Source organism: Halorubrum tibetense (assembly GCF_055396225.1).
The window spans coordinates 1,290,281-1,307,099 of the sequence record NZ_AP043742.1; the positions used below are offsets into that span (position 1 = coordinate 1,290,281).

Consider the following 16,819-nt stretch of genomic DNA (forward strand, 5'->3'; position numbering starts at 1 on the left):
AACGGATGCGGCCGGGAGAGAACGAACGCGGTCAGGTAAGCTGGACGTCGTCGATGTCGTGATGTCGCTTCGCCAACGTTCTGGCCGTCTCGATGTTCCGGCCCTCCGCGCCGATCGCGACCCCGCGATCCGGTTCGGGCACTTCCACGTACGCGACCCGGTCGTTCTGTTCGGAGACGGTCACGGCGTTGACCGCCGCCGGTGCAAGCGCGCTCGCGACGAACGCCTCGGGCGTCTCGGCGTCCTCGACGAGGTCGACCGACTTGCCGAGGCGACGCTCGACCTCCTCGACCGTCTCCCCGGCCTGTCCGATCGCTGCCGCCATCTCGCCCGCCGGGATCAGGAAGACGAGCCGTTCGCCCTCCACGAGGCAGTCCTTCGGCGCGACGTCGGTCAGCTCGTCGAATCGACCGATGTACCGCCGTGCCTCGTCGGAGAGCTCGACGCGCATCAGTCGGATCGGTTTTCGCCGCCGTCGGTAGCCGCGTCGTCGTTCACGACGCGCGACCCCATCCGGAGGTCGACGTCGCCGGTCCCGATCGATATCGGTTTCCCGGCGATGACGTTCTCGATGACGCCGTCGAGCTCGTCGTACTCGCCGTGAACCGCCGCGTCGAGGAGGTGGTTCACCGTCACCTCGAACGCCGCCCGAGCGAGCACCGAGTCCTTCGAGCCGGAGATACCGTGCCGGCCGATCGACTCGATCTCGCCGTTGTTCGTCATGATGTCGGCGACGAGCATGAGGTGGCGGACGTTCACGTCGTCGAGCCCCTGCTCTTCGAGCGTGTTCTTCGTCTCGTCGATGATCGTCTCGCGAGCGGCCTCGACCCCGAGGTTGCGGTAGATCTCGTGGATGTTGTTACACGTCGTCCGCGAGGCGTCGACCCCCTCGATCTCGAGGGCGTCGCCGAAGGCGGACCCCTCGGTGTAGAGGACGAACTCCTCGCCCTCTTCCAGCTCTTCCTTCCGGATGACGACGCGTTCGACTTCCTCGATCCCCTTGAACACGATCTCACGGAGCCGCTCAACGAGCTGGAGCAGCTCGCGGTAGCTCGGCTCGTTGGGGCCGAACTCGATGACGGTACCCGCCTGACGGGTGTCGACACCGAGCGCGTCCTCGATCGTCTCCGCGATGATCTCGGCGACCTCGGTGGCGTCGGAGTGGGTCGGCCACCGCTCCAACAGCGTGTCGTCGTTGAGGTCGATCCGGACGAGCATGTCCGCGACGTTCGTCGAGACGTCGCCGAGCGCGAGGATCCGCGTCGACTCGATCGACCAGACGACCTCGTGGGCTTTCTCGCGATCGGTCGCATACTCGCCCTCGAGGTGAACCGTCATCATCGGCGTGTCCGGGGTCTTCCGGGCGTCCACGAGCTCGATAAGTCGTGGGAGCCCCTGCGTGACGTCGATCTCCGCGACGCCGGCGTAGTGGAAGGTGTTCATCGTCATCTGGGTTCCCGGCTCACCGATGGACTGTGCCGAAACGGTGCCGACGGGCTCTAGCGGGTCGACGCGCGTCTCGATATAGCGGTTCTCGACGCCGGTGGCGATGTCGGTCGCCTGCTCGATCGTGACGCCGCCGTGCTCCTCGGCCTTCGCTTCGAGCGTCTCGTATACCTGCGTCTTCAGCCGGGAGGGGAGCTCCGTCGACTCCACTACGGCCTCCATGTCGTCGGTGACGTGGTCGTACTCAGTCATCGGATTCCACCCCCAGCTCCTCCGCCTTGTTCAACCCTGGACCGGCGTGCTCCGAGAGGTTCGTCGGCGGGGCGCGCTCGCCGAGGAACCGCTCCTTCTCCTCGGCGGAGTCGAACTCCGCACCGATGACGCGGTCGGCGATGCCGTCGACGTCGATCCCGTCACCCTCGCCGGAGGACACCTTGATCGGCGAAGTGCCGTCCTCGCCGAACTCGAACTGGACGATGCGGCCGGAGGTGTCCCGAACCGTCCCGTCATATTGCGCTTCGAGCTCGGAGAGCGCGTTGATGAGCCGGCGCTGGAGGTAGCCGGACTTCGACGTCCGGACCGCCGTGTCGACCAGCCCCTCGCGGCCGCCCATCGCGTGGAAGAAGAACTCCTCGGGCGTCAATCCGCCACGGTAGGAGTTCTCCACGAAGCCGTGGGCCTCCGCGGAGAGGTCGTTCGGTTTGTAGTGAGCGAGCGTCCGGTCCTCGTACCCGCGGTTGATCCGCTCACCGCGAACCGCCTGCTGACCGACCGAACCGGCCATCTGCGTGAGGTTCAGCATCGACCCACGCGCACCGGAGCGGGCCATCACGACCGCCGGGTTGTCGTCGCCGAAGTGCTGATCGGCGATCTCACCGGCGGAGTCGCGGGCCTTCCCGAGCGTCTGCATGATCTTCATCTCCAGCGTCTCGTCGACGCTGCGGCCCGGCAGCGATTCGAGCTCGCCGGCACGGTACGTTTCGATCAGCTCGTTGACGCGCTCGTAGGCGCTACCGATCGCCTCGTCGACCTGCTGCTCGGCCGCCGGCGGGATCGATTCGTCGTCGATCCCGATCGAGAAGCCGAAGTGCATGATCGCGCGCATCGCGAGCGACGCGATCTCGTTGATGAAGACGCGCGCACGCGTCTCGCCGTACTCCTTGGTGAGCGTGTCGACGACCTCGCCGCCGAACGCGCCGACGGCGTCCTCGTCGATCGTCCCCTCCACCAGCTGTCCGTTCTCGATGACGACGGCGTCGCCCGTCGAGGAGGTGAACTCCAGCGAGAGGTCGTTCGGAAGCAGCTCGGAGAACAACGTCCGGCCGGTCCAGTAGTCGCGGCCGTCATCGTCGACACCGTCCGGCTCGGGCAGCTCGTCGACCCGCGTCGCACGGAGCAGGTCGAGCGCCTGCGTTTCGGTGAACTGCGGGTTCGAGTGCGTGAGCAGGTACGTCCCGGAGATGTGGTCCTGGATCGCGCCGATGATGTTCCCGCCGAACCGGGGGCTGAGGATCTGCTCTTGGACGCGCATGAGGACGCGCGCCTCCGCGCGGGCCTCCTCGTTCTGGAGCGCGTGCATGTTCATCTCGTCGCCGTCGAAGTCGGCGTTATACGGCGGGCAGACGACGGTGTTGAGCCGGAACGTCTTGTACGGCATCACGACCACTTCGTGGGCCATGATCGACATCCGGTGGAGCGACGGTTGTCGGTTGAAGATCACGATGTCCCCGTCCACGAGGTGTCGGTTGACCTCCCAGCCGGGCTCGACCTTCTCGGCGAGCTCCTCGCAGTTCTTCTCGGTCACCTTCAGGCGTCGACCGTCGGGACGACGCACGTAGTTCGCGCCCGGATGTGCCTCGGGTCCGTTCCGGACGTACTGGCGGGCCTCCTCGGCGTTGCGCTCGGTGACGTTGAGCGTCTGGGTCATCTCCTTCGCGACCCGGTCGGGAACGCCGACTTCGTTCAACGAGAGCGTCGGGTCCGGCGAGATGACGGTCCGGGCCGAGAAGTTGACGCGCTTCCCGGAAAGCAAGCCGCGGAACCGGCCCTCCTTCCCCTTCAGCCGCTGGCTGAGGGTTTTGAGCGGGCGGCCGGAGCGGTGTCGCGCCGGCGGGGTCCCGCTTATCTCGTTGTCGACGAACGTGGTGACGTGGTACTGGAGCAGCTCCCAGAGGTCCTCGATGATGAGCTGGGGTGCACCCGCCTCGCGGTTCTCCATGAACCGTTGGTTGATGCGGATGATGTCGACGAGTTTGTGCGTGAGGTCGTCCTCGGAGCGCTGGCCGTTGTCCAGCGTGATCGACGGTCGCGTCGTCACCGGTGGTACCGGGAGCACCGTCAGGATCATCCATTCGGGACGGGAGTGTTCGGCGTCGATACCGAGCACTTCGAGGTCCTCGTCCGGGATGTCCTCGAACCAGTCGCGGATGTCGGAGGGCATGAGCTTGTTCATGTCCTCCTCGGTGAGGTCGACGTCGAGCGCCGTCTCGATGGCGCGTCGGTCCTCCTTCCGCGGGCGGAACTCGCCGGCCATGATCTCGTTGATCCGGTCGAGCGCGATCCCGGTCTCGTCCGCGAGCTCCTGCGGGGAGGTACCGGGGTCGTCCTCCTCCTCGTCGGGCTGCATCGCGGCCGCGATATGCTCGGAATAATCACCCGAGAGCACGTCCTGGACCTCGTAGTACGTCGTCGGCTTCTCGTGTTTGATGTCCGCCTGCGGCTCACCGCAGTACGGGCACGTCGACGCCTTCCGGGCCTGTCGAACGGCCGCCTTCAGGACGTCGTGGGGGTCCTCGCCGAGCTCCTCGGCCCGTTCGAGCCGGTCGCGGAACTCGTCGCGCTCCGCTTCAGTGAGCGCCAGCTTCCCGCACTCGCGACACGTGGACCGGAGCAGCCGGCGAATGAGCTTCGTGAACCCGACGTGGATAACGGGCGCGGCGAGCTCGATGTGGCCGAAGTGGCCGTTACAGGATCCGGAGTGAGAGCCGCAGGTCCGACACTCCAGCCCGGGGTCGATAACGCCCAGTCGCGGGTCCATCAACCCCATGTCTATCGGGTAGCCGTCGTCGTCGTACGTGTCCGCCGTGATCACCTTCGTGGCCGACATGTCCCGGTACGTCTCCGGGTCCATGAGGCCGAAGTCGATCCCGCCGAGCACTTTCGGTGTTTGCATTGACATTTAAATCGCGTCCTCCAGTTCCAGTTTCGGTCGAATACCCAGGGCGATCATCTCGTCGAGGAGGAGTTTGAACGCATAGCTCACCTCGAGCTCGTGGATGTCGTCCTCGTCGCCCGTCACCGGGTCGTACACGCGGCGCTGTTCGCGGTCCTCGACCGCGACGAGCCCGGTTTCCGCGGAGACGTGTACCGTCTCCGCGTCCGAGGACTCGAGCAGTCGCTCGTTGAGCACCATCGACGCGCCGTGGCCGATGATCGTGTCGCGCTCCATCTCCCCGACACGAAGCCCACCCTCGCGGGCGCGCCCCTCGGTCGGCTGGCGCGTGAGTACCTGCACCGGACCGCGGGAACGGGCGTGGAGCTTGTTCGACACCATGTGGTACAGCTTGTGGTAGAAGATCGTCCCGACGAAGATCTCCGCGTCGATCTTCTCGCCGGTGACGCCGGAGTACATGACCTCCTTGCCGGAGGATTTGAACCCGTGCTCCTCCAATCCGCTCCGGAGCTCCTCCTCGTCTTCACCCTGGAACGGCGTCCCGTCGACCCGCGATCCGCGCAACGAGCCGACCTTGCCGCCGAGCATCTCCAGGACGTGCCCCACCGTCATCCGCGACGGGAGGGCGTGGGGGTTCATCACGAGGTCGGGGACGACCCCCTCCTCGGTGAACGGCATGTCCTCCTGTGGCGCGAGGTGGCCGACGACACCCTTCTGGCCGTGTCGGGACGCGAACTTGTCCCCGAGCTCGGGAACCCGCTGGTCCCGGACCTTCACCTTGGAGAGCTTGGAGCCGTCCTCTCCCTCCATCAGGGTCACGGTGTCGACGACGCCGGATTCGCCAGAACGCATCGTCACCGAGGTCTCACGCCGCTTCTGCGGGGAGAGACCTCCCATGTCGTCCGGCTCCTCGAGGAACCGTGGCGGGCTGGTCTTGCCTAACAGCACCGAGGACTCGTCCACCTTCGTTTCGGGGTTGACGAGGCCGTCCTCGTCGAGGTGGGTGTAGGCGTCCTCGCCACGCGCGCCCCGGACGTCCTGTGCTGGGATCTCGAAGCGGTCCTCCTGACCACCGGGGTACCGACGCTCCTCGCCCTCGTAGGTCCGGAAGAAGTGCGAGCGGGTGAGCGCGCGGTCGACGGAGCCCTGATTCATCACCAGCGCGTCCTCGATGTTGAACCCCTCGTAGGACATCACGGCGACGACGAAGTTCTGTGCGGCGGGGCGTTCGTCGAAGCTGATCTGATCGGACGTCTGCGTCTTCACCATCGCCAGCTGCGGGTAGTGGAGCAGGTGCTGACGTGTGTCCGGTCGGATTCGATAGTTCGCCGAGGGGAGCCCGAGCGACTGTTTCATCATCCCCGCACCCATCGTAATTCGCGGGCTCGCGTTGTGTTCGGGGTACGGGATCATCCCGGCACCGATACCGAACACGAGCTGCGGGTCGATCTCGAGGTGCGTGTGGTCGTCGGTGACGTCCTCTTCGTCGACGGCAACGAGGATGTCCTCCTCCTCCTCGGCGTCGATGAACTCGACGTAGCCGCGATCGACGAGGTCCTCGAACTCGACGTCGCCGCGTTCGAGGGCGTCGATCTCTTCGTCGCCGAGAAGCGGTTCACCGTTCTCCACCACGATAAGCGGGCGACGGGCGCGTCCCGCGTCCGCGTTGACGATCACTTCCCGGGTCCGGTCTTTGACCGAGACGTTCACCATTTCGCTCACGTCGCCTCGACGGCGCGCTTCGCGGATCTGCTCGGCGAGCTCGTTCGGGTCCGGATGGGTCCCGACGAGGCTGCCGTTCACGTACACTTTCGCTTCGCGTTCTGCTTGAGCCATATTAGTCGTCCGCCGTCTGTCGTTCGACGCCCTCGATGCCGGGGATCCCCTCGACACCCATCGACGCCAGTTCTCGTTTCAGCCCCTGTTCGTCGTCCACCGTCTGTGACAGCTCCATCGCCTGCGCGAAGTTCTTCACGAGCCCACAGTTCGGCCCCTCCGGCGTCTCGGATGGACAGATACGACCCCACTGGGTCGCGTGGAGGTCTCGCGCCTCGAAGTGCGGCTGTGACCGAGACAGCGGCGACCGGAGACGTCGCAGGTGAGACAGCACGCCCATGTAGTCCGTTCGGTCGACGAGCTGGGAGACGCCGGAGCGACCGCCGACCCAGTTCCCCGTCGCGATCGGGTGTTCAAGCCGTTCCGTCAGCACGTCCGAGCGAACGACCGTGTTGACGGTGAGCTGTCGATTCCGCATGTTCGCCCGTTCGAGCTGGTACTTCACGTCACGTGCCAGCTTGTTCAGGGCCGTCCGGAACAGATCACGCATCAGGTCCCCGGAGACCTTCAGCCGCTTGTTCGCGTAGTGGTCCTTGTCGTCGGCCTCGCGGCGGTCCAAGGCGAGCTCGAAGCACGCCTCCGCCATCCGACAGAGGTAGTACGCCTTGTTGATCCGAACGTCTTCCTCGTCGACGCCCTCCTCGTGGAGGTGCGGGAGGAGATAGCGATCGATGACGTAGTTCGCCCGCTTCAGCTGGTAGTTCTTCCCCTGACCGGAGGCGACGCGCTCGCCGAGGGTTTCGATGGCTTCCTCGGTCGTCTGCACCGACGCCTCCTCTAAGTTCTCCAGCATGAACTTCACGATCTCCGGGTCGTCCGAGACCCGGTGGACGATCTCTTCGTCGGATTCGAGCCCGAGCGCGCGAACCAGCGTGACGAAGTCGATCGAGCCGGACACCGAGGGGAACGACACCTCGAGGAGTCCCTCCCGGTTGCGCTCACACAGCACCAGGGCGCGGTACCCGCGGCGCTGGGAGAACGTCTTGGCGACCTGGATCTCGTCGCCGTACTTCGAGTCGTACTCCGCGAGGATCTTGTTCGGCGCGAGGTCCTCGCTCGTCATGAGCACGCGCTCGGAGCCGTTGACGATGAAGTAGCCGCCGGGGTCGACCGGGTCCTCGCCGATGTCGATCAGCTCCTCGTCGGAGAAATCGGCCATGTTACACTTGTTCGAGCCGACCATGATCGGCATCCGGCCGACCTTCGTCTCCGTCGTGTCGACGACGGTCTCCGGCTCGTCCTCGCCGCCGCGCACGATGGACATCTCCATGAACACCGGCGCGGAGTAGGTGATGTTCCGGAGTCGAGCCTCTTGGGGATACAGCAGTTCCTCGGAGCCGTCGGCCTCGCGGACGCGGGGCGTGACCATTCGGACATCGCCGAGCTCGACGTAGACGGGCTCTTGACCCTCTTTGTCGCCGATGTCGGTTTCGATGGTCTCCTTCTCATCGACGACTTCCTGCATCCCGCGATCCAAGAAGTTGTTGAACGATCGGAAGTGGTGTTCGGCGAGCCGGTCGTCGGAGAAATACTCGCGTGACACCACGCGTCGGTCTTGCCTGTTCATGAGACGACGAGTCGATACACGACCGCCTGATCGGTCGTGCGGGAGTTTCGGACGATCTTCACCACGTCCCCGACTTCGGCATCATCCGGGGTCGCAGGATCGGTGCGTTTGATCTTCGGCAGGTTGGTCTTTCTCACGTCGTACTCGTCCAGGATCGCGTCGATCTCCTCGGGATCATCGATCAGGACGTGATCCGGAACGAGTTCGTGTTGGCTTACGTCTACCATGGGTGCTGGTGGTGGGGAAAAGCTATCACGAGATACTACAGCGGCATAGCGGCTCCAGCCGCATAAGGTTTGTCAAGTCCGCCGCGCACGGCTCACGGCGACCCGCAACGGTCGTCGTTTCCACGGTGGAGAGTAGCACACAAAAACGTACCGCCCGGAGTGTTACACCGACCCATCCTCACCGCCGATGGCAAGCCTTATTTGCCAGACCCCGGTACGGACTGATGCGACGCGCCCGGATGGTGTAGTGGCCCATCATACGACCCTGTCACGGTCGTGACGCGGGTTCAAATCCCGCTCCGGGCGTCCCCGTTTTCGGGGCTGGCGTCGCTGTCTGCCCGGATGGTGTAGTGGCCCATCATACGACCCTGTCACGGTCGTGACGCGGGTTCAAATCCCGCTCCGGGCGTTCCTGTCGACACCGACCATGATCGAGGAGCGGTAGCGACGAGCGAGTTCGGCGTCGACGAACCCAGATTGAAGGGAATTGAATCTGAGGCGAGCGGAGCGAGTGAACTCCTCCGGGTTCAGCTCCCGCTCCGGGTGTATTCTGTCGCCACCAACCGGCGAGCGGGACGTGCCGCTCGTCGCCTATTCTTCGACGACCTCGATCGACACCGGGCGCTCCGATTCCGGCACCCGTCGCCGGTCGGTAGAGTCGGAGGTCGGGACGCGTCGGTCCGCGCTCACGGGGCGTTCTCCATCGTCGTTCACGGGGCGCCCCCCGTCGGCACTCACGGGATGTCCCCCGTCGGGTATCGGCGTAACGCCATCGAGACTCGACCCGATCAGATAGCCGACCGCACCGCCGAACCCCGATGCGACGCCTGCCCCGACCGGACCGAAACGGGAGCCGATCGACGCACCGATGGACGCGCCGGTCGTGGCTACGCTACGAGCGGTTCGTCCGCTACCGGTACCGAACAGCCGTTTGCTGGGCATACGTGTCGATCGGACTCCACTATCTTGTGTGTTACTCCCATACTCGACTCGTCGAGTATCGATCAGAGGTCGAGCGCGGTCCGGAGCTCCGCCACCAGCTGTTCGGTCCGTTCGTCCGGTTCGGCGTCATCGACGACGGGGGAGCGGCCGTCGTACGTCTCGTGGACCATCGACACCCCTTCGGCGAGCGTGTCGAGCCCGTAGCCTCCCTCGAGGACGTACGCTGCGGCGGCGTCGAGGCGGTCGACGAGCGCACGCATCCGGTCGGTCAACAGAGCGTACCCCTCGGAGGAGACGCGCATCCGCGAGATCGGGTCGTGTCGGTGCGCGTCGAAGCCGGCGGAGACGACGAGCAGGTCCGGGTCGAAGCGTTCGATAGCGGGTGCGATCGCCTCCTCGACCGCGTATCGGTAGTCTGCGTCACCGGCACCGGCCGCGAGCGGGAGGTTGGCGGTCGTCCCTTCGCCACTCCCCTGCCCGGTCTCCAGCAGGTCGCCCGTGTCGGGATACAGCCCCTCCTCGTGGATCGACGCGTAGAACACGTCGCCCCGGTCGTAGAAGACGTCCTGCGTTCCGTTGCCGTGGTGTACGTCCCAGTCGAAGATCGCGACGCTATCCGCTAACCCGTCGTCGATGACCGACTGCGCCGCGACGGCCGCGTTGTTGAAAAAGCAGAACCCCATCGCGTCGTCCGGAACGGCGTGGTGTCCGGGGGGGCGACCGATGGAGAACGGGGTCCGGCGGCCGTTCTCGCCAGCGAGTGCGGTTTCGGCCGCCCACTGGGCGAGCCCGGCGGACATCAGCGCGGCGTCCCACGTCTCCTCGCCAGCGACCGTGTCAGGGTCCCAGTTGCCGCCGCCGTCCGCACAGAACGACTCCAGCTCGTCGACGTATCCCTCGTCGTGGACGGCGGTGACGGCCGCACGACTCGCGGGGTCGGCCTCGGTGTACTCGACGCCGTGCCGCTTGGCGAGCCCGCGACGGATCGCCCGGAGCCGGTCCGGGTTCTCGGGATGGCGGTCGCCCGTGTCGTGGGCCAGACACCGTTCGCTGTAGCCGAAGCGCATCTACTCGAACAGCGCGAAGTACGTCTCGATGTCCTCGGCCTGTACGGTGCGTCGATCCGCGTGTCGGGCGAGCGTCGCGGCGGCGCTCGCGACGTTGTCGGCGTAGTCCTCGAGGATGTCGGCCAGCGCGATCCGCGCGTCGACGCCGATCCGATATCGGTCGTTGATACGTAGTCGCGCGATCCGGTCGATGGGGGCGACCGGCAAGGAAAGCTCCTCGCGTGGGATCACCTGTTCAACGCCGAAGTCCGACGCCATCAGGGTCTTGCGGCCGTCATCGGTTGCACGCTCGGCCGCGTCGATCGCCAGCTCCGCCCCGTGCGACTGGATCCGCCGAGCGAGCTCCTCGGCCGCGTCGGCGCTGACGCGAAGCTCGCCGGCGTTCCGCCGGATGATCGCGTCGACGGGCGCGAACGGCAACTCGACACTCATACACACAGACGCGTCCGTCCAGGGTATAACGCTTTCCGTTACCGCGTTTGCGGGGTCGAACGGGTGGCTCGTGGCACTTCAGGGGTTCGTTCCGTGGCGGACGAGAGCAAGGGCGGGACGGCGGAACGACCGGTAGTGATGGGGGGGAACCCCCCGGTGTGGTTGCGGAGCCGACGCCCGCAGGTTAAAACACGTCTTCCGCGTGTATCGCGCCGTTCCGCTCCGGGCCGCGGACCGTGATCTCCTCGCCGAGACGGAGGCTCGCGTCCGTCTCGACGCGTTTCGTCCGCTGCCCGTCGTCGAGGACGACCGGGTCACCCGTCTGGACGACGGTCCCAGTGAACTCCACGGACTCGGTTGCGCTGGAGTCGGCCGTCACCGCCGCCGCGGAGCCCGACGCGCCCTCTCCGGCGCTTCCGCTTCCAGTACCGGGCGTCGCATCCGGATCGCTTCCGGCCGCGTCGGCTCCGGACGTGCCGGCTCCGGACGCATCGGCGTCGCCGGCGAAGGCATCGAGGCCCGTCCCGTCGGAGTCGTCGGTTCCAGCGGTGTCGGCGGCGTCGGGGGTCGTCCCGCTCGCGTCTCCCGGGGTGTCGTCAAGGACGGACACCGTCGATCGCCAGTTAGCGGAGGCCTCGAGGTCGTCCTGCCAGCCGTCCTGGATCTCGACGTCGGTGAACACGACGCGGTCGGCGAGGTCGATCGCTTTGTCCGCTTTATCACCCCACAACGCTACTCGTATCTCTCCGGTGTCGTCCTTGATACGGACGTTGCGGACCTGCCCCTCGGAACCGTCGTCGCGGTCGAACGTCCGCGTGGGGTCGGTCTCGATGACCCCACCGGCGATGTCGACCGTCTCTCCGATCTCCACGTCGTCGATATCGGTGGTCTCCGGGACGTACTCGACGTCCTCGTCGACGCGCTCGACGGTGCCACGGTCGCCGACGTGGAGCTCGAGGTCGCCGTCGCGCTCGCGGACGTAGCCGTCGCCGACCTCAACGACTTCGCCGGCCGCGAACTCCTCGGCGAGCTCGGCTTTGTCGTCCCACATGGTGACCCGGACACGGCCGGTTTCGTCGCCGACGGTGAGGTTCGACACCTGACCCTCGGAACCGTCGTCGCGCGAGAAGGTCCGGACCGCGTCGGTGTCAAGCACTTTTCCGACGAGATCGACGTCGGACGCGCCGAGCGACAGGTCCTCCACGCGGTAGGTGTCGAGCACCTGCACATCGACCTCGGCGTCGTCGTCCGTCTCGACTTTGTTCGCGCTCACTTCGAGCCCGCTGTACCCCTCCTTGGGCCGACCCATGACCCGGAGGACGTCGCCGACCTCCAGCTCCTCCTCAGCACCGACCGCCATTTCGTCCCAAAGAGCGACTCGAACGGAACCAGAGGCGTCCGCGACATCGACGTTACACACCCGTCCCTCGCCGTCCTCGCCATCGCGTTCGAACGTCCGGACCTCGCCGATGGAGGTCACCTTTCCCATGAACTTCACCTCGTTCATCCCGGGTTCGATGTCGGCGATGGTGTCCGCCTCCTCATCGCGCAGCTCGTGGGCGATGAGCATCGCCGCCGTCTCCTCGTCGGCGAGGCCACCCATCTGCTCGACTTTATCCTCGACTGCCGCCGCGAACTCCTCGAACTCGACGTCGGTGTCGAGGTCCTCGTAGACGTCCTCTATAGCTCCCATACGCGTACCTCGTGGGTGGTCGACTTCGCGGATAAGCGTTGTCCTTGCGCCGTTTTTGCGCCGTCAGCGGGACGGATCCGTCCCGCTCGCGACGCGGTGAGTTCCCTCGCCATACGGGAGTTGGTGGCGGTTCGGTACAAAAACGTTCAGTCGTCGTTTGAACAACGTTGGCCCCCCGCAAGTCACACGTCGTCGGGGGAGTCGGTGGCGACGACCGCGTGGCCATCGGCGTCGTCGTGGACGACGGTCACCGATCCCGGGACACCGTCGACGAAAGCCGCATCGACCGCGTAGCCCACTTCCGTCAGCGCCTGCGTACACAGCTCCTCGGGATCCGAGTCGTCGACGGCGGCGACGACCACACGGAACCGGTCGTCGGTGACGGTTGCGTCCGCGAGCGCGACACCGTGACAGCCCGTCTCGCCGAGAACCGTCCCGTCGACGTGGACGGCGTCGCTCGTGAACTCGATCACGGCCTCGCCCACTGTCTCGGCGTCCGCCTCGTCGATCTCGACGTGTTCGGGCTCCGGCTCCGTCGCAACCTCGACAACGGACGCGGTGGAGTTGGAACCGCTGGAGTCGGAACTGCCTGAGCTCGCAGAGTCGGAGCTCGGGGATCCCGAGTCGGGGCCATCGTCCCCCGACTCACCGGCATCGGAGCCGTCGACACAGCCGGCGGCGGCGACGGCGGCGGCCGCGGCCGCGGCGGTCGTGGCGAGGAGACTCCGGCGGTACATACCTCTCACGACGGGGCAAGAGTATATAAATAGCCAGGGAGACACCGTTGCACGGCCCGTACCGACGGTTTCGCGGGGGGCGAACTACCGACGAGGGCCGCCATGGGAGCACCGAACACGGGGCCGCCGGACCGTAACCGTCTTAAGTACCTCGGCGATAGATGTAATCGAGTCCTGGTAGGGTAGTGGACTATCCTCTTGGCTTGCGGAGCCAGGGACCGGAGTTCAAATCTCCGTCAGGACGCTCACTTTGCGGCCGTCTCACTTCGTTCGACGGCCGCTGCGTTCGCGACCTGACGTGCCCCACGCTCGCTCCGCTCGCGTGGGACTCCGTCAGGACGTTTTCGGACACACAACACGGCGAGCACAGCGAGCCGTCCGTGTGTCCGAAAACTCCGCGGAGAGTCGGGAGCGGTATCTCGGCGGGGAAGCGAGAGGCAGCACTCGATGTCTGTCATTGCGACACATAACCAAGAAAATATTAAGTCGAACACACGAATCTGTGGGGATACGCTTCGGCGGGACACCCGCCGAGCAGACACCCATGACCGTCCCCATCTCCACCCCGATGCTCGCCGGTTGGAAGAGTCTCGGGGCTCGGATCCGCGGGACGGTCGTCGCTCGTACCGACACCGTCACCGCGTAACCCGGACGCGGGGGCGGGAGCGGCCGCCCGTCGGAGCGAGCGCGTCTTTCTCTCCCCCGTGTCCCTCGACACAGACCCGGTAGCTCAAGCGGCAGAGCCTCGGGTGAGGAATCGACTCCCTCCCGGGTCCGTATGGCAGCCATGACCTGCCGCGCGACCGACGTCGCGCTCCGGTTGGAGGTCCCTCGCGACGCCGCGGGCGACCTCCACGCCGGTGTCCGATCCAGACTCGCCCGCCACGACGACATCGAGGTCCTCGACGTCGATGTCGTCGGACTCCAGCCCCGCCTCAACGACCTCATGGTGGAGGTCGAGGCCTCGGTCCGGCTCGCACCGGACGCGACGCTCTCGGATCTCACCGGGATCGTCGGCGTCCACGAAGCACGTCCGGCGTGACCGCGGATACGGTCCGCACGATCCGTTCGGCGGCGCAAATGCGGCCGACGACGGCGAGCGAACGAGGAATCGACGACGAATCAACAACGAACCGACCGACGAACGAGCAGCAACCACGGCGCGAGGGACTCGCGCCGAGAGGACACCGACCACGAAACGATGTCACGATCACGACCGCATTCACGACTCACGACCCACCGGGGGGCCTACGTCGGTCCCCAGCCGATCCCCCGCGATCTCACCTGGCGATCCATCGCGATACTGGGGGCACTCCCCGTTACTGCCCTCGCCGTCGCGTTGTATCCGCTGGCCGCCGCGTTCGTGCTGGCGACCTTCTCGGGCGCGGTCGCCGGCGCGGCCCTCCAACGGCGACGTCCCGAGGTCCTCGCCCGGATGGTTCCGGATCGGGAGCCGCCCGCCGACCGGGAGCGTTCCGGGACCGCGCCGCGATAGCCCCGCTGACGCAACGACCCGCCGATCGCACTCCGTTCGAACAACGGGACGCTCGGTCGAACCGGTCATCTTCGACGGCCCTCACCGCTTATATATCACCGTCGTCGACCGGACGGTATGATCGACGACGCCGGCGACGGCGACGACGGCAGCGACGGCAGTGACGGCGACGGCGACGACGACGGCGCCGGTCACGCCCCGACCGGGAGCGCGGGCGTGCTCGGCGATCCGTCGGACGTCGCGGTCGCGCTCGAAGCGGGCGTAGCCCTGTTCAACGAGGGGTTCGTACTCGCCGCACACGACCCGTGGGAGGCGGCGTGGCTCCCGCTCGACGCGAGCGTCGAGGGGGCCGACGAGCCGCTCCTCCACGGGTTGATCGCGACGGCGGCGGCGACACACCACGCCACGACGCGGAACTGGGCGGGGGCGGTCGGCTGTGCCGACAACGGGGTCACGTACCTGACACCGCTCGGATCGTCGTGTCGCGGCCTCGCGCTCGACCCCGTCCGCGACTGGTGTGGGCGGCTCGCGGCCGATCCGGAGACTATCGAGCGCGCAGGGCGACCGACGCTCCGGATCGACGGGGTCGCCGTCGGCTTCGACGACGTGGGGTTGGCGGCGGCGACGGTCGCCGCGCCAGTCGTGGCGGAGACGGTGACCTCGACCGACGAGTCTGTCGTGTCGGCGGCGGCCGAGCTCGCGCGTGAAGAGTACGGAACGGGACGGACGGCGGTCACCGAGCTGGTGTTCGCGTTCCTTCGTGAGCCGGACGCGCGCCCGCAGGTCGTCGCCAGGCTCGCGGACCACGTCGACCGGGCCGAGCGGCAGCGGCGGGACGTCGACGGACTGTTCGAGTGAGCGGAAGGGTCAGGTTCGAGTGAGCGGAACCCCGCCTAGCCCTACGACTCGTCCGCGGGCGGGTCCTCGACCTTCGGTTCGCCCTCGAACGTGTAGTCGGCGGAGTTATCCTGTGGATCGTAACCGAGCACGTCGCGGGCCCGTTCGATCGAGTAGTACCGGCGGTCGTTGTTCGAGATCCCGTACACGATCTCGAAGCCGTAGTCGGCGTTGAGACACCGGTCGAACAGGTGCGCGCAGTCCCGGTGGGAGAGCCACATCGCTTGGCCGCGCTCGTACTCCCGGGGCGGGTGGTCCTTGGTGAGGTTACCGATCCGGACGCAGACGACGCTCATTCCGTATTCGTCGTGGTACAACCGCCCGAGTGCCTCGCCGGTCGCCTTGGAGACGCCGTAGAGGTTACCGGGCCGGGGGAGCTCCGTCCCGTCGAGGCGATAGTCGTCGTCGGTACGGTACAGATCGGGAGTACGGTCGTCGGTCTCGTAGCCGCCGACGGCGTGGTTCGAGGAGGCGAACGCGAAGCGTTCGACGCCCTCCTCGGCGGCGACACGCATCACGACTTGAGTGCCGTCGATGTTGTTCCGGAGGACGGAGTCCCACGGCGCGGTCTTCCGCGGGTCTCCCGCCAGATGGATAACGGAGCCGACGCCGCGCATCGCGTCGCGAACCGCCCGCTCGTCGGTGATGTCCGCCACGTAGCGGTCGGCGTCGGGGACCGCGTCAGGCACTTTCGCGGCCGGCAGCGGCTCCCTGTCCAGCAGGCGCCAGTCGTACGCGTCGCCGATGCCGTTCAGGATGGCCTGCCCGACGCGCCCACCGGCGCCAGTAAGCAGTACCGGCTCGTCCATTCACCCTAACGTGGGCGTGAGGAGGGCATATATGACACGGTTCGGCGAAACAGCCGGAGGAGCCGCCTACGAGGCGAGAGTGACCGGATCAGGAGAGTTTCTGTCTGGATATCGAAACGCCCGTGGGCACGACGACGAGCTGGTCGTCACCCTTCTGGACGATGTCGCCGTCGACTTCCTCGGCCACCTGACGCAGCTCGTCGATGATGTGCTCGACCGTTCGGTCCGAGGTCGAGTGGCGCGTAATGTCTGCGATGACGAGATCGCCGTCGTAAACCGCGTCCTTGATCGGAATGACGTCGCTCTGGTCGCCGATCTCCGCGATGTGTACCTGCATCCCCGCTCCCGTGCTCGCCTCGGCGAAGTCGTCCATCTCGAGTTCGACGTAATCGTCGACGGATCGGTTGCCGCCCCCGCCGAGGATCTTCGTCATGATTCCCATGGCACACACACGGGGAGCTCACACATTAGTTCTTACGTCAGACACGGCCGCATCCGG

General features: G+C 66.4%; 16 protein-coding genes and 3 tRNA genes. 6 read left to right on the top strand and 13 right to left on the bottom strand.

The genetic code is table 11. The features are described 5' to 3' along the window. Positions 1–31 precede the first annotated feature (31 nt). Genes ACZ5TV_RS06530 through ACZ5TV_RS06555 form a run of 6 tightly spaced genes read right to left on the bottom strand, consistent with a single transcriptional unit; the run spans position 32 to position 8,248 of the window. Positions 32–451, bottom strand: coding sequence for a NusA-like transcription termination signal-binding factor (locus tag ACZ5TV_RS06530; protein WP_379779153.1), 420 nt, complete (start codon positions 449–451; stop codon positions 32–34). Then, positions 451–1,698: a DNA-directed RNA polymerase subunit A'' gene (gene rpoA2 / locus ACZ5TV_RS06535; RefSeq protein ID WP_379779155.1), complete on the bottom strand. Its 1,248-nt coding sequence runs from the start codon at positions 1,696–1,698 to the stop codon at positions 451–453. Before rpoA2 ends, ACZ5TV_RS06530 begins: the two co-directional genes overlap by 1 nt. Next, positions 1,691–4,618 (bottom strand): DNA-directed RNA polymerase subunit A', encoded by a 2,928-nt coding sequence (locus ACZ5TV_RS06540; RefSeq protein WP_464384258.1) that lies wholly within the window; start codon positions 4,616–4,618, stop codon positions 1,691–1,693. Before ACZ5TV_RS06540 ends, rpoA2 begins: the two co-directional genes overlap by 8 nt. 6 nt (positions 4,619–4,624) lie before the next feature. Then, a complete protein-coding gene (rpoB, locus tag ACZ5TV_RS06545) occupies positions 4,625–6,454 on the bottom strand; it encodes a DNA-directed RNA polymerase subunit B (RefSeq protein WP_379779159.1) in 1,830 nt (609 codons plus the stop codon). A 1-nt stretch (position 6,455) separates the two neighbouring features. Continuing rightward, complete coding sequence (locus ACZ5TV_RS06550) at positions 6,456–8,021, bottom strand: DNA-directed RNA polymerase subunit B'' (protein ID WP_379779161.1); 1,566 nt, start codon at positions 8,019–8,021, stop codon at positions 6,456–6,458. Continuing rightward, the gene (locus ACZ5TV_RS06555; protein WP_379779163.1) at positions 8,018–8,248 is read right to left on the bottom strand and encodes a DNA-directed RNA polymerase subunit H; all 231 of its coding nucleotides are present in this window, start codon (positions 8,246–8,248) and stop codon (positions 8,018–8,020) included. Before ACZ5TV_RS06555 ends, ACZ5TV_RS06550 begins: the two co-directional genes overlap by 4 nt. Before the next feature lie 233 nt (positions 8,249–8,481). Here ACZ5TV_RS06555 and ACZ5TV_RS06560 point away from each other — a divergent pair. Beyond that, positions 8,482–8,554 (top strand) — tRNA-Asp (locus ACZ5TV_RS06560). Positions 8,555–8,584: 30 nt separating this feature from the next. Beyond that, positions 8,585–8,657, top strand: a tRNA-Asp gene (locus ACZ5TV_RS06565). A 182-nt stretch (positions 8,658–8,839) separates the two neighbouring features. Here the strand turns inward: ACZ5TV_RS06565 and ACZ5TV_RS06570 are convergent. The 5 genes from ACZ5TV_RS06570 to ACZ5TV_RS06590 form a co-directional block, all read right to left on the bottom strand. Beyond that, positions 8,840–9,190, bottom strand: coding sequence for a hypothetical protein (locus ACZ5TV_RS06570; protein ID WP_379779165.1), 351 nt, complete (start codon positions 9,188–9,190; stop codon positions 8,840–8,842). Positions 9,191–9,252: 62 nt separating this feature from the next. Then, the gene (locus ACZ5TV_RS06575; RefSeq protein WP_464384259.1) at positions 9,253–10,257 is read right to left on the bottom strand and encodes a histone deacetylase family protein; all 1,005 of its coding nucleotides are present in this window, start codon (positions 10,255–10,257) and stop codon (positions 9,253–9,255) included. Then, on the bottom strand, positions 10,258–10,689 hold the full coding sequence (locus tag ACZ5TV_RS06580; RefSeq protein WP_379779169.1) for a histone: 432 nt from the start codon (positions 10,687–10,689) through the stop codon (positions 10,258–10,260). Positions 10,690–10,873: 184 nt separating this feature from the next. Then, a complete protein-coding gene (locus ACZ5TV_RS06585) occupies positions 10,874–12,382 on the bottom strand; it encodes a single-stranded DNA binding protein (protein ID WP_379779171.1) in 1,509 nt (502 codons plus the stop codon). A 182-nt stretch (positions 12,383–12,564) separates the two neighbouring features. Next, on the bottom strand, positions 12,565–13,119 hold the full coding sequence (locus ACZ5TV_RS06590) for a hypothetical protein (RefSeq protein ID WP_379779173.1): 555 nt from the start codon (positions 13,117–13,119) through the stop codon (positions 12,565–12,567). Between the two features lie 171 nt (positions 13,120–13,290). Between ACZ5TV_RS06590 and ACZ5TV_RS06595 the strand changes: the two genes are divergently transcribed. The 4 genes from ACZ5TV_RS06595 to ACZ5TV_RS06610 all read left to right on the top strand — a co-directional run bounded on the left by ACZ5TV_RS06595 (position 13,291) and on the right by ACZ5TV_RS06610 (position 15,472). Then, positions 13,291–13,363: transfer RNA gene (locus ACZ5TV_RS06595), tRNA-Arg, on the top strand. Between the two features lie 534 nt (positions 13,364–13,897). Continuing rightward, positions 13,898–14,161, top strand: coding sequence for a hypothetical protein (locus ACZ5TV_RS06600; protein WP_379779175.1), 264 nt, complete (start codon positions 13,898–13,900; stop codon positions 14,159–14,161). Positions 14,162–14,320: 159 nt separating this feature from the next. Continuing rightward, a complete protein-coding gene (locus ACZ5TV_RS06605) occupies positions 14,321–14,614 on the top strand; it encodes a hypothetical protein (protein ID WP_379779177.1) in 294 nt (97 codons plus the stop codon). 117 nt (positions 14,615–14,731) lie between these two features. Then, entirely contained in the window at positions 14,732–15,472 is a 741-nt protein-coding gene (locus ACZ5TV_RS06610) for a DUF309 domain-containing protein (RefSeq protein ID WP_464384260.1), read from the top strand. A 41-nt stretch (positions 15,473–15,513) separates the two neighbouring features. Here ACZ5TV_RS06610 and azf read toward each other — a convergent pair whose 3' ends face one another. Beyond that, entirely contained in the window at positions 15,514–16,320 is an 807-nt protein-coding gene (gene azf, locus ACZ5TV_RS06615) for an NAD-dependent glucose-6-phosphate dehydrogenase Azf (RefSeq protein WP_379783551.1), read from the bottom strand. Between the two features lie 88 nt (positions 16,321–16,408). Continuing rightward, on the bottom strand, positions 16,409–16,762 hold the full coding sequence (locus ACZ5TV_RS06620; RefSeq protein WP_379783549.1) for a cell division protein SepF: 354 nt from the start codon (positions 16,760–16,762) through the stop codon (positions 16,409–16,411). Between the last annotated feature and the right edge of the window lie 57 nt (positions 16,763–16,819).